Origin of the sequence: Natrialba sp. SSL1 (genome assembly GCF_001861355.1) — an archaeon.
Classification (GTDB): domain Archaea; phylum Halobacteriota; class Halobacteria; order Halobacteriales; family Natrialbaceae; genus Natrialba.
On record NZ_MASN01000035.1, the window covers coordinates 52,081 to 65,502 of the forward strand.

Genomic DNA, 13,422 nt, shown 5'->3' on the forward strand with positions numbered 1-13,422 from the left:
AAATCCCGCTCTTAACTACTGTCGACGGGTGGAGTGTGCGGTAGACCGGTGCACCGAGTTCAGGCGAGCCAGTCCTCCGGCTTCGTGTCGTAATCCACGTCGTCCGCCGCAAGATGTTCGACCGTCTCCCAGCGCACGTCTTCTGTCGTCACTTCCTCGCCGTCGTAGCGGATGAGCTTGCCCTGCTCTTCGGCCTCAGGCTCGCGATTCCGCCGCTTCGCGACCTCGATATCGTGCTCGTTGACCTCCTTGACGATCGTCAGCAGGTTCACCGGCCGCCCCCAGAGTTCGAAGATGCGCTTCAGCGTCTCCGTCGCCTTCCCGAGATCGAGCATCACGCCGTTGTACTGGTGGCCCAGCAGCAGTTCGTTCGCGTTGTTGTAGTTGCCGTCGTAGACCGCGATGGTCGGCTTGCCGAAGTTGGTGAACTGCAACAGGAGTTTTTTCTTGACGTCTTCGGCGGCATCGCTGGCGACGTGGAACTGGCCCGTCGCCTTCGAGTGCTCGTAGGTGAAGTAGTTGTTCTCCGTGATGAACTCCTGCGTGAGGAACTCGTCCAAGAACGTTACGTCGTTGTGGCTCTCACGCACGTCGAAGAGGCGATCCCAGCCCGCAGTGTAGTTGACCTCGGCAAGGGCCTCCTCGACCGAGGAGTAGCGGGCGTCGTCGAACAGGTAGCGCCCGATGCGCTCGAGTTCGTTCTGGTTCACCCGCGAAAGGAACCCGCGGTTCTGGCGCTTGACGAGCGAGTAGTGGCGACGCGCGAGCCCCTCGTAGGTGAGCACCTTCCATGGGTAGCGGTCGACATCGATCTCGCCCTCGCGAGCCAACTCGAGTGCCTCGTGATCGAGCCACTCGTCGGACACGTCCGCGCTCGCGAGGTCGTCGATCGTTTCCGACGTAATCGAGTCGAGTTCGGCGGGCGGCTCGAGTTGGTCGCGAACCTCGTCGAAGTCGACGACGTCCGTCAGGTTGCGCCAGGAGATGCCTTCGACGCGGAGCAAGTGCTCTAAGACCTCCTGACGGTTCGTCGTGTTCTCGACGTACTCCCACAGCTCCATCCCGAGGCTGTAGGGGTTGAGTCCGCCGGAGGCCAGCACCTTCGCCATGTGGTCGGCGTAGTTCATGAACTCGTCTGCGCCGGCGAAGCTCTCGTCGGTCATCATCGTCGATTCCCAGTAGGCCGCCCACCCCTCGTTCATGACCTTCGTCATCTTCTGGGCGGCGAAGTAGTACGCCTCGGCGCGCATCATGTCGAGTACGTCTCGTTGCCACTCCTCCATCTCGACGGCGCGCTCGGCGTCGGGATCGTACTGCTTGCCGTGTTCGCGGACGAACGCGAGGATGTCCTTCTGGGGTACCTCGGGGAACGTGATGCCGCCGTCCTCGCCTTCGAGGCGTTCGAGCCACTCCTCGTCGAACACCTCGCCCTTGATCTCGTCGGAGAGCTCGAGTTCGTCGAGCTTTTCGGCCAGATCCTCGTCGAGGTCGGCCGTCACCGCGGGGCCGTCGACGTCGAGCCGTCGTTCGAACACCTGGTGCTGGTCGATATTGTCCTCCAGACTGAGACAGTGGTCGATCCACTTCTCGACCTCGGCGCGGTCGATTTCGGGATCGGACATGTACTCGTCTATCGCACGGGCGTGGCGTTCGAGCATGGCCGCGGCGTTGACCTGCTCCTCGTCGGCCCGGCCGCTGGTGAAGAGGCCGAACCACTCGTTCTTCGCGAAGAAATCCGAGTGGGCCTCGACGTGGGTGATGACGGCCTTCTGGTCGGCGATGGTGTTCGACTCCTGGAGGAACGCGTGGGCCGGGTTGTCGTTGTTGACGATTTCGAAGGCCTTGCCGCCGCCGTACTGGCCCTGCTTTTGCTGGCGGTCGTACTGCATCCCCCATCGCCAGTGTGGGTACCGCGACTGGAACCCGCCGTAGGCGATGAGTTCATTCATCTCGTCGTAGTCGATGATCCAGTAGTTGACCGGGTACGGCTCGAGGCCGAGTTTCATCGCCAAGTTGCGCGCCTCGGTGACCGGCTCCTCGAGTTCGGTCGCGATCGCCTGTTTGCGGAATCTGTCGGCGTTGGTGTTTCGTTTACTCATGAAAACCACCGGATTTCGAGGGGTCGCTACTCATCTGCCTCACTCTCCGTGCTGAGAATTTCGTAGATTGCGTCGGTCACGTCGTCGGCGTCGTTGACGTACGCGATTGCTACGTCGTCGGCGTCGGTGCCGAAGTGACGCTCGAGTTCCTCGGCGTGGGTGGCGTTGATCGCGTTCCCGCTCGGTTGGGTCTCCACGTAGGCGTGGAGGTTCGCGGGGATCTGTTCCATCATCGGGATCACGCGCTCTTCGGTGTCGTTCGAAGAGTTTTCGGAGTCGCCCGCCGCGAAGACGTAGCGGTTCCAGTCGCTCCAGGGGTACTCCTCGAGTAGCTCGGCGGCGAGCTCGTAGGCGCTCGAGATCTTCGTGCCGCCGCCGGAGCGGATGCCGAAGAAGTCGTCGCGTTCGACCGCCCAGGCCTCGGCGTCGTGGGCGATGTAGACGAATTCGGCGTTGTCGTACTTGCCCTGGAGGTACCAGTCGAGCGGCGTGAAGGTGCGCTCGACGAGTTCGCGCTTTTTCTCGCGCATCGAGCCAGACACGTCGCGGATGTTGACGACGACGACGTTCTTCTCTTTCTCCTCGATGATCTCGGGGTAGCGGTAGCGCTCGTCCTCGCGGCGGAAGGGAACGTGCTTGATTCCCTCGCGGCGGATCTGCTGCTGGACGCTCTCGCGTTCGACGTTGGCCTCGACCTCCGAGATCGAACTCCACGTGCCACGTTCGGACTCGGGAACGTCGCTGTAGGCTTCCTCGACCCAGGCCATCGAAACCGGGATGTTCTCGCCACGGGCCCACTCGAAGACGTCTCGCGGCGTGATGCCCTCGACCTTGCAGAGTTCTTTGAGGAACTCCTCGTCGAAGTCCATCGCGAGCTTGCGCTTGAGGCCCTCCTTGAACATCCGCTCGAAGTCGAGCGTGCTGTCCGGGCCGGTTCGGGTGAGATCGGTGAACGGGCCTTCCTTCTCCTCGATGACGCGTTTCCCCTTCGGCTCGAGGTCGAGTCCGAGCTCCTCGTCGAGTTCTTCGGCGAACTCCTCGGGATCCATCTCGTAGTACTCGTGCTCGCCGCCCTCTTCGCCGGGTTCGTCGCCATCACCGTCATCGTCGCCCGGCTGGGGCTGTGGCTGACCGACCGGCTGGCCGGGCTGTGGAGTGCCGTCTTCACCCTGGCCGACGCCGCCCTGGTCGCGCTGGTCGTACTCGAACTCGGGCAAGGAGACGATCTTGACCGGGATGTTGATCTGGTCGGGTCTGCCGTTCCCGAGTTCGCCGTACTGGATGAAGTCGGCCAGATCCTCGCGGCGCTGTTCGCCAACCTCACGGAATCGTTCGAGGTCGTCTCTCAGTCCCATGCTTGCACCTCGGTCGTAATCTCGGGCTCAGTCGCGCCCGCAGCAATCAGTCCCATCTGTAGCTCACCTGTCCCATAACGTGCCTGCTGGTCAGTTCGGCCGACGCCTCGGAGTAGTCGAACTCTTCCACCATCGTCTCGATCGTGTTCTCTTTGACGGACGCCGTCTCGGTCCCACTCGGCGGGTCGTCCCACTGGCGCGGGTCGAAGTCCTCGAAGGTGCGACTCACGTCGTCCCAGTCGTGGCTCTCCAGGACCGACTTGATCACGGGGATCGCTGCCAGGTCGACATCGGCCACCGAGAAGTCCTCGTCGCGGTGCTCCCAGGCGTGGCGATTGAGGGAGGTGATCACCTTCTCGCGGCGGAAGTTCCTGACGCTTTCCCGGGGGAGGTTCCCCTGGTACTCGTCCTCGGAGAACCGGCCGAGATGCTCGATTTCGAACAGCTTCATCTTCAGCGGATCCGGCTCGACCCGTTCGCCACGGTCGTTGTACAGCGGTTCGTCGGTCTCCCAGGCGTAGACCTGTTCGACGTACTCGCCGACAGTCTCCTCGTCGACCCGTTTCTCGTGCATGATGGCCTCGATGACGTCCGACTCCTGTCGGTCGAAGATGTAGTTCTTGACCGGAACGACGCGGTTTTCGAACTCCGAGCGCTCGCCGGTCGAGAAAACGGGTGCGTTCGCCATCCCCTCGGCCATCGCGTTCAGCACGTCGCGAGGCATGACGACATCCTCGACGGCCAGGTCGGTGTGGTGACGATCCCGTTCGGTCTGGAGCAGTTCCGCGAGCGTATCGCGGGTGTAGGTGACCGGAATGCCGTGGTCGCCGTCGTGGCCGTCGTCGTCGAAGTCGAACTCGTCCTTTTCGCGGCGGGTGTCGCCCTCCTGCAGATAGCCCTGATCGTAGATCAGCGCCTTATCGACCAGGTCGAGCCCGTTCGGTAGGTCCTCTTCATCGAGTCGGGTCACGACGGCGTACAGGGCTGCCGCCTCGATGGCGTGCGGGGCGAACTCGCGCGTTCGCGTCTCGCCGTCCTGGCCCTTGATCGTCGCCCGCACCGGCTCGCGAATGCGCTCCTCGAGTTCGTCGTAGCTGTCGGCCTCCCAGACCTCGGTCTCGTTGGTCAACTCGCGGCGGATGAGTTCTGACTCGAGGCTGAGGTTCGTCAGGTAGCCAAAGCGATGCTTGTCGAGTCGGCGTTTGAGTGCCTTCAGCGGGTCCATGCCGTTGCGGTCGGCGTGCTGGTTCAGTTGGGCCTCGAGGTCGGGGTTCGAGATGATGAGCAACTGGGTGTCGACGTCCATCCCGATGCCCTTGTCCAGTTTGACCGACTGTTCGTCGGGTACGTTCAGCAGCTTCTGCAGCAGGTCGGCGTGCTGGGCGGCATCCTCGACGATCGTGAGGACGCCGTTACCCTGCGACAGCACGCCGTCGTAGCTGAACGCCTGCGGGTTCTTCCGCCCGCGCGAGTCAAGTTCCTGGAGCATGCCGTGCATCCAGGAGCCGACGAGGCGCTCCTTCGGCCGTCCCTCGTCTTCGGAGTGCAGGACGCCGACGCCCTGCCCGATGTCGACGACGTAATTCTTCACCCGGAGATGCTCGCTGTCGGCGATCGCCGAGAACAACTCCTCGCTTCCCTCCCGGCGGTAGCGCTCTTCGAGGAAGTCATAGGCCTCCCGCGAGAACGGATCGAGTTCGGTGTCGACCCGAACCGGAACGTGGTCTTCGAGTTGCTCGTTCAGATCGGCGAGCACCTGCGAGCGAACTTGCTCCGGAAAGACCGACAGCGGGTGGGACTGGACGGGGCTCTGGTACCAGTTCTGATCGTCTCCCGCCGTCGGGTCGACGCCGTAGCTCAGACTGCGGTCGCTCGTCTCGGCGGTGGCGACGTTCCACTCGATGGTGTACCGGCGTCCCTCAGGTGTCTTCGAGTACTCTCGAAGGCCGTTGACGAGACAGCGTTTGAGTTCGGACTTGCCCGTCGCCGTCGGTCCCTCGAACCAGATGATCTTCTCGTCTTTCGCCCGGCCCGCGGCGATCGAGCGGAGGTCGTCGACGAACCCGTTCAACACCTCCGTGTTGCCCAGGATGGCGTGCTCGCCGTCGTTGTGTGGATCGTCGAAGAAGCGGTAGCGCTCTTTCTCCTCACCCTCCTCGACCACGGTGCGGGTGCCGGCCGCTTCGATCGCCTCGAGCAGGTACTTCGAGGCGTGAGAGGCGATCGTCGGATTCTCGAAGATCCGGTCGACGTACGCCGCGAGCGCCATCGGCTCCTCGTAGGTCTCCTCGAGTTCCCGGTCGGCCTCGGTGACGTAGTCGTGTCCGGTCATATTAGTCTTCCATCTCTGCCTTGGCGACCTCCGCGCCGGCGAACTCGAGTACCTCCTTCGCGCCGTCCTCGGAGTAGCCCTGTTCCATCAGCGCGTCGATCCAGGCGGAGCGTTCGTCGTCGTCGAACTCGTTGGCCGACACCAGCGCGGAGAAGTTGATGTTGTGTTTCTTGTCCTCCCAGAGCTTGCGTTCGAGGGCGCGGCGCAGGCGCTCGTTGTCCTGCGGGTTGAACGCCTCGCCTTCGCGCGCCCGGCGGGAGACCCAGTTACTCACTTCCTGGCGGAAGTCTTCCTTGCGGTCTTCGGGGATGTCGAGTTTCTCCTCGACCGAGCGCAGGAACGTCTCGTCGGGTTCTTGCTCGCGACCGGTCAGCTCGTCCTCGATCGTGTCGTCGTCGATGTAGGCCATCACGTGGTCCATGTACTTCTCGCCCTGACGCTGGATCTCGTCCAGATCGTAGGCGAGCGCGTGGCGCACGTCCTCGATGGCGCGCTCTTTGTACTCCTCGCGGACCGTCTCTAAGTAGCGGTAGTACGTCTCGAAGTTGTCCTCGGGGATAGAGCCGTGGTGCTCCAGATTCTCCTCGAAGAAGTTGAACACCGTCAACGGCGAGAGGAACCCGCGCGAGCGGTGTTTGGAATCCATGATCGCCTCCGCGATCTCGTCGCCGATGAACCGGGGCGAAACACCGACCATGCCTTCGCCGATCTCGGCCTTCTGCTCGGCCTCGTCGCGGAGCTTTTTGATGTCGATATCGTCGCCCTCGTCGATCTCGCCGTTGTAGGCTTTCGCCTTCGAGAGGAGGTCGACCGTCTCCGCGTCGGGTTCCTCGATGCGGGTGAGGACGCCGAAGAGGCCGGCCATCTCGAGTGTGTGGGGTTCGACGTTGATATCCGGCACGTCGGCGTTGTTCAGCATCTTCTCGTAGATCATCGACTCGTCCTCGTAGGAGAGGACGTACGGGAAGTCGATCCGCTTCGTGCGGTCGTTGAACGCCTCCATCTTCTCGTCGCCCTTCTTGTCCTTGTACTCGGGCATGTTCGTCCGGCCGACGATCACCTGGTCGATGTCGATCCGCGGGTTGTTCTTCGGCTTGATCGTCTGTTCCTGGGTGGCGTGCAGGAAGTCGTAGAGGAACTCGCGTTGCAGTTTGAGGAGTTCCTCACCGGAGAAGATACCGCGGTTCGCGTTACAGAACGCACCCGAGTAATCGAACGCACGCGGATCGGATTCGCCGTAGATGGCGATCTTCGAGTAGTTGACGTCGCCCGTCAGTTCGGTCTCGTCCTGGTTCTTCTTGTCCTTGGGCTCGAACGTCTCGAGTCCCTGGCGCTTGTTCTCGTCGGCGATGAAGCGAATGATCTCGACGTGGTTCTCGAGTACCTGCTGGAGGTCGTCGTCGTAGTAGGCGAGCAGCCTGTCCATGTAGAACTCGCTCTCGGGGTCGAGCGACTGCTCGTTCTGGATCGTGTAGGGCGCATCGAGGCGCTCGTTGATGTCGTCGATCACGCGCTGGCGCTGCTCGCGTGGCAGGAGAACGAGCGGATCCTGATTCATCGGCGAACGAACGGTGTCGTCGGCCGGGTCCTGATCCTTGATGACGTCACAGAGGTTCGTCCAGCGGAAGGTGTACATCCGACCCTCCTCGCGGAGCGTGTAGTCCTCGAAGTACTCCCGAACCTGCTTGTCGAAGTGGGACTTCCCCGACCCGACTGGGCCGAGCAGGAGTTTGATACGCCGCTCGGGACCCAGGCGGCGGGCACCCGATTTCACCTTGTTCACAAATTCGTGAATCGATTGATGAATGACCTTCCCGTAGAAGGTGTTCTCGCCGTCGTTTAACGGGTCCTCACTTGCTAGCTGGTACTCGACGACACCCTCTGTCTCGTCGTAGGTGGTGCCGTAGTAGTCGAACATATCCGCAACGCGCTGGTGGGCGTTGCGGGTCACCTTGGGGTCTGTGTACACCTCCTCTAGGTACCAGTCGAAGGATTTGGTCTCCCGCAGGTCTGCGGGCATCGATTCCTTGTACTCCGCGCTGAGGTCCTCGAGCGTCTCGATGTCACCAGTCATGTTATCTTGCCAGTTGTGGATCCCCGTCGATTGGGTCGCGTTCGTCGGTCGTCAGTGTCGGTGTCGGTGTCGATCCGTGATCGTACCTGTGAGCGCTCTCGCAAACGCACGAGGCGACGAAACAGCGTGGGTCCTGCATTGGTGGCTCATCGGCGGCTCGACTGCCAGTCACAGCCGATCCGCGGGTGACTCTCGTGGGTCCCCTCCAGACCGAGACGGGGTCTCTCGGCGAGGGCGCGCTCGGACGAGCGTCGGCGACGACGGTCTGTTGTGTCATGTGCGAACACCCACCACGCACCAGTGCGAGATGACCGTGTCTGGAGTCTCGCACGACGGCGTTCCACGATCGGGCGTGGGGTAAATCGGTTCGGTGAACGGATACCGATAGTATTTAATGAGTGAGTAATCCAGGTACTTAACGTTGGCCCCAAAAGATATTTGTCAGGAGCGAATTAGCGGCAATTTGCACCGGTACGCGGCGCTGTCAACTGATACCACGGCACTCATTTCGTGAGTAGCGACGTAAATTCCCGGCCTGCATTACCGTGGTTTGCTCGCGCGCGCTCTCCTAGAAACGGTGATACGTTCGCCACTATGTGTTTCTGGATCGATCGCACTGACTGAGAATTCCAGTCGACTGCCCCCACTCTGTCCAGATCTCCGTGGATCACGACGAACCTTTAGGGACGCTTCACCAACCCGCAGCCATGACCACACTCGAGTCCCTGCCGGAGTCCTGGACCGTCTGGTCCGAGGGCGAGGACGGTCGGCTCGTTCTCGCCTACCGACCCGACGTGTTCAACGGCGACGACTTCCCTGCCCCCTGTTTGCCGACGCTGTACCTTACGCACGGCAAGCGAACCCGTCGTCCGGGACAGAACCCGAGTGATACGACGGGGCGGACCGACTGGTACGTCACGTTCTATCTCGAACCCGAGGTGACACTCGAGGGCGGTACCAGTTTTCCGACCCGGAGCGACGCGCTCACAGCGGCAGTCGATCTCGCCGAACAGTTCGACGCCGGTGACGTCGACTACCGCGCGTGTTATCAGGTGCCCCGAGAGCAGTACTTCGAGCGGTTGGACGAGCTTACGGGCCGCGGATCGTCCACGCCAGGTGATCCGGAATAGGGGTCTCCCCAGTGACGTGAGGCTTAACCGCGAGTGGTGAATACTCCAGGGTATGACCACTGTCACGCTCATCGGCTCCCGTCTCGCCGAGCCGGGAACCGAATTCGTCTACGAGGGCGAGGCCGACGGCTGCGCGGGCTGTCCCTACCGAAGCCAGTGTCTCAACCTCGATACCGGCACCAAATACCGCGTCACCGCCGTCCGTGAAAACGCACAGACACTCGAGTGCGCCATGCACGACGGCGGCGTCCGCGCCGTCGAAGTCGAACCGGCGTCCGTGCGTGCGAACATCCCGAGCAAGGGCTCGTTCGCCGGGAGCAAGGCGAGCCTTTCGGGGCCATGCCCGTACGTCGAGTGTCCGAGCCACGAGTTCTGTGAGCCCGATGGCGTGGCGTTCGACGAGGAACACCGGATCAGCGACATTCTCGGTGATCCGCCACACGAGGTCTGTCATCTCGACCGGTCGCTGCAACTTGTGGAACTAGATCTGGACGGCTGAGGCAGATCAGTTGCGCAGCGTCTTCTGACTGTTTCACGCAGTCAAAAACCGACGTTCGACTCTCTCGTTCGTTTCCGACCTTCACTCCCGGGTCAGCACATCCTCGTCGAGCCAACTTCCCGCCCAGCACTCGATTTCGTCGAACACCGGCTCGAGTGACTCGCCCTTGTCGGTGAGACTGTAGTAGGTCGCGATCGGGGCGTCTTCTTCGATGCGGCGCTCGACGAATCCCATTTCGCCGAGATCGTCTAGGACGCGCGAGAGCGTTCGCGCGTTCGCGCCGGTCGAGCGCTTGAGTTCGTTAAACCGCTGTTCGCCGACGAGCAGTTCGTGGAGGACCGCCAGTCGCCACTGCGAGCCGATCTGCTCGAGTGACTGGATGACGGGGCACGCATTGGCGTCTACGTCGCGGGTCTTCGCTTGAGGCGATGACATCGTTCACTTCCCCCTACACACTGGACCCCCATAGCAGTTCGGAAGCGAACCAGCTAACATTGTGTTAGCCTCCCGTCGTGTTTGTTCCGCTGGCAGATGGCACAGAGCGACGAACCAGCACACAGCACCGAGACAACAACAGGGCGGTTTATGTGGTCGTAGGAACAGCTACCGGATAGTGACGAACGATACCACACGGCGAACCGTTCTCGCCGGGGTGCTCGCCGCCGGTGTCGGGGGACTGGCGCTGACCGACGCCCACGACCTGCTCGACCAGTTCGCCCCCCTGTCGGGCGACGCCTGGGACGCGGCCGACCGCACACTCCCCGAAACCGTCGAGAGTTCCCACGGCGAGGCCAGCATCCGCTACGACGAGTTCGGCGTGCCCACGATCAGCGCCGACGGCGAGGAAGCGGCCTACTTCGCCGTCGGCTACGCCCAGGCGTTCGACCGGCTCTTCCAGTTCGACCTGCAGCGACGAGTCATGCGCGGACAGGTGTCCGAACTCGTCGGCGAGGTGATGCTCGACGACGACGAGTTCCACGTCGCCATGGACTTTGCCGGCGCAGCCGAGGCCACGTGGGAGCACGTCGCCGACACACCTGCCGGTCCGCTGGTCGAAGCCTACGCCGACGGCGTCAACGCAGTGATCGAGGACGAACAGTTGCCACTCGAGTTCGAACTACTCGGCGCTGAACCCGAGCCGTGGACGCCGGTGGACTCGATGCTGATGGAGAAGCAGATTTCGTGGGATCTGACGGGGAATTTCGGCGAGCTCCGCGAGGCGTTGATTGCGGAGCGACTCGGCGACGATGTCGTCGCGGAACTCTATCCGGACCGACTAGATCACGACGTGCCGATTCTGCGGGATGAGATAGAAGCGGATCGACTGAACGAGAACGGCGAGGAAGACGCCGGCAACGGCGAATCTGCTGGGATCGGCACGGTGTCGACAGCGACTGCGCCACGGTCTGAATCTGCTGAATCCGCTGGCTCCGCTGGTTCTGCTAGTGACCCCTTACCCGAGGATGGCGAAAATGGCACGACCACCACCGCCAACATCGGTCCGGCACTAACCGGTTGGCTCTCGCAGTTCGAATCACCGCCCGGCGTCGGTTCGAACAGCTGGGTCGTCTCCGGCGACCACACCGAAAGCGGGCTCCCGATCGTCGCCTACGACCCCCACCTCACACTGATGACACCGCCGCTGTGGTACGAACAGCACGTCGAGACGCCCACCACATCGGTTCGGGGGGCAACCTTCCCCGGCGTCCCGTTCGTCATCACTGGCGCGAACGACAGCGGCACCTGGTCGTTCACCAACGTCGGCGCGGACGTCCTCGACTGCTACGAGTACGACATCGACGAGGACGGCGAGCGCTACCGCTACCGGGGCGAGTGGCGCGAGTTCGACACCGAGGAGCGCGAAATCGCCGTCGCGAGCGGCGAGAATCGAACGCTGACACTCCGGAAAACCGTCCACGGCCCCGTCCTCGAACGCGAGGGCCAGACCGTCGGCGTCGCCTGGACCGGCCACACAGCCACGCGGACGACCGAAGCGATCTACGAGTTCGAGCGCAGTGACGGACTGGACGAGGTACTCGAGTCCACCCGAAAGTTCGACCTGCCCACGCAGAATCTCGTCTACGCGGATGCGGACGGTCGGACGATGTACTACGCGACCGGCAAACTCCCGATTCGGGAAGTCGACGGCGAACCGGTATCCGGCAACCGGATCTTCGACGGCTCCGCGGGCGAGGGTGAGTGGGAGGGCTTTACTCCGTTCGGCGAATCCTCCTGGGACGGGTTCGTCCCCTTCGAGGAGAAGCCGCACGCGATCGAGCCGGACGTGCTCGCGACGGCGAACCAGCGCGTGGCTGACGACCCGGAGCACTACGTCGGCGTCGCCTACGCAGCACCCTACCGGGGCGAGCGGATTTACGACCGCCTCGACGAGCAACTCGAGGGCGGCGAGCCGACGGACCCCGACTTCCATCGCGAACTGCAGAACGATACGTACGACGGGCGCGCAGAACAGCTGGTACCGGACCTGCTCGACGCACTCGCAGCGAGCGAGACGGACGAGTTCGACGACACGGCGGACACGCTCGCAGACTGGGACTACCGGATGAACCGCGACTCCCGCGGCGCGCTCGTGTTCGCCCGCTGGTTCGACCACTACCGCCACCAGCTTTTCGAAACCGAGTTCGAGGATGCAGGGCTCGACGAGTCGTACTATCCGAACGACTGGATCGTCGCGACGCTGCCCGAGGATGGCGAGGTCTTCGACGACCGTTCGAAGGCCGAGGCGATGCTTGGAGCACTCGAGGACGCCCACTCAGAAATCGACGCCGAGGGCTGGGAGACCTACGGCGACTGGAACTCGACGCGGACGATCGAGCACCCATTCGCCGTCGAAGCGCCGTTTCTGGACTACGAGACGGCACCGACGGACGGCTCGCGGGCGACGGTCAAGAACTACCGCGTCGAGTCCGCAGTCGGTGCGAGCTGGCGGATGGTCGTCGAACCCGGTGGTGACGCGACGGCGATCCTGCCCGGCGGGAACTCGGGTGACTACTTCTCGCCGCACTACGACGATCAGTTCGATCAGTGGCGAAACGGCGAGCAGAAGCCGATGGACCGCACGACTGGCGACGGCGAGCCGGATGTCTCGTTCGTCGTGGAGGGTGACAAATGACGTCACAACCTAGTCGTGACGACAGCGAGAGAGAGGACGGGGACCGAAACCAGACGGAGTCTGTACCGGATCTCGAAGCCGAACTCGACCCCGAATCCAATTCAGAACCGGATTCAGAAGCCGACTCGCGGTCGCAATCAGACTCCACACTGGAACGAAGAACGACCAGCACACTCGGCGGCGACGGCATCCCCGCCAGCGTGGAACGGGAACTCGAGTCCATTCGAACGACGCCGCGCCGCCGCGCCGTCGCGCTCGTCCTCGCCGCCGGACTCGGCGTCGTGTTCGCGTGGTACCACTGGATCGGTCTCGTCCTCGGCGGTGCGCTCGTTGGACTCGTCTCGACGACGTTCCGGCGAGCGCTGGTCACCGCGGTTGGCTTCGGCCTCGTCGTCCTCGGCCTGTTCGTGATCAGCCTCGGCGGGGCGACAGCGCAGGTACTCGAGATGGCACCGATCGTCTACCTCACCGTGGGGGCGGCGATCGGGTTGCCGGTGCTCGGCTCGCTGGTACGTGGGATCGTGTAGCTGGCGCTGTCATCGTTTGGTGCGGCCCAAGAAAGCGGGGGTGACGGAAGAACGACCGATCGACTGTGCTGTCGTGTCCGTGTTGTGCCACTAGTCGCGGTCGAACACGTTCTTGATGCGCGAGACGATGCCACTATCCTCGTCGGTGCGCTGGGTTTCTCGATCAGTGTGTTCGTCCGTCATATGCACGTGACTGTATGGCCATTCAACACTAAAATCTGATGGAGCCAGAAGCGCTCTCCGATACCGTTCGTCGGCGGACAGTACTGTTTT

8 protein-coding genes and 1 pseudogene are annotated in these 13,422 nt (G+C 62.8%); 4 read left to right on the forward strand and 5 right to left on the reverse strand.

From position 1 onward, the window contains the following. Window positions 1–59: 59 nt before the first annotated feature. The 4 genes and pseudogenes from BBD46_RS11275 to BBD46_RS11290 form a co-directional block, all read right to left on the reverse strand. Window positions 60–2,099 carry a SpoVR family protein gene (locus tag BBD46_RS11275; protein ID WP_071401812.1) on the reverse strand — a complete coding sequence of 680 codons (2,040 nt, stop codon included), beginning with the start codon at window positions 2,097–2,099 and terminating at the stop codon, window positions 60–62. 26 nt (window positions 2,100–2,125) lie between these two features. Further along, window positions 2,126–3,463: pseudogene (locus BBD46_RS11280) on the reverse strand (YeaH/YhbH family protein); the annotation flags it as partial. 37 nt (window positions 3,464–3,500) lie between these two features. Continuing rightward, window positions 3,501–5,786 (reverse strand): PrkA family serine protein kinase, encoded by a 2,286-nt coding sequence (locus BBD46_RS11285; RefSeq protein WP_071401814.1) that lies wholly within the window; start codon window positions 5,784–5,786, stop codon window positions 3,501–3,503. A 1-nt stretch (window position 5,787) separates the two neighbouring features. After that, a complete protein-coding gene (locus BBD46_RS11290; protein WP_071401815.1) occupies window positions 5,788–7,860 on the reverse strand; it encodes a PrkA family serine protein kinase in 2,073 nt (690 codons plus the stop codon). Window positions 7,861–8,567: 707 nt separating this feature from the next. Between BBD46_RS11290 and BBD46_RS11295 the strand changes: the two genes are divergently transcribed. Together BBD46_RS11295 and BBD46_RS11300 are read left to right on the forward strand one after the other, a co-directional pair. Further along, window positions 8,568–8,990 (forward strand): DUF5820 family protein, encoded by a 423-nt coding sequence (locus BBD46_RS11295; RefSeq protein ID WP_071401816.1) that lies wholly within the window; start codon window positions 8,568–8,570, stop codon window positions 8,988–8,990. A gap of 52 nt (window positions 8,991–9,042) precedes the next feature. Next, a complete protein-coding gene (locus BBD46_RS11300) occupies window positions 9,043–9,489 on the forward strand; it encodes a UPF0179 family protein (protein WP_071401817.1) in 447 nt (148 codons plus the stop codon). A gap of 81 nt (window positions 9,490–9,570) precedes the next feature. Here the strand turns inward: BBD46_RS11300 and BBD46_RS11305 are convergent, their stop codons facing one another. Beyond that, window positions 9,571–9,924, reverse strand: a complete 354-nt coding sequence (locus tag BBD46_RS11305; RefSeq protein WP_071401818.1) for a winged helix-turn-helix transcriptional regulator — start codon at window positions 9,922–9,924, stop codon at window positions 9,571–9,573. Window positions 9,925–10,102: 178 nt separating this feature from the next. On the opposite strand from BBD46_RS11305, the gene BBD46_RS11310 reads away from it, so the two are divergent. After that, the gene (locus BBD46_RS11310; RefSeq protein WP_071401819.1) at window positions 10,103–12,622 is read left to right on the forward strand and encodes a penicillin acylase family protein; all 2,520 of its coding nucleotides are present in this window, start codon (window positions 10,103–10,105) and stop codon (window positions 12,620–12,622) included. After that, entirely contained in the window at window positions 12,619–13,149 is a 531-nt protein-coding gene (locus BBD46_RS11315) for a hypothetical protein (protein ID WP_071401820.1), read from the forward strand. Before BBD46_RS11310 ends, BBD46_RS11315 begins: the two co-directional genes overlap by 4 nt. The last annotated feature ends 273 nt before the right edge of the window (window positions 13,150–13,422 follow it).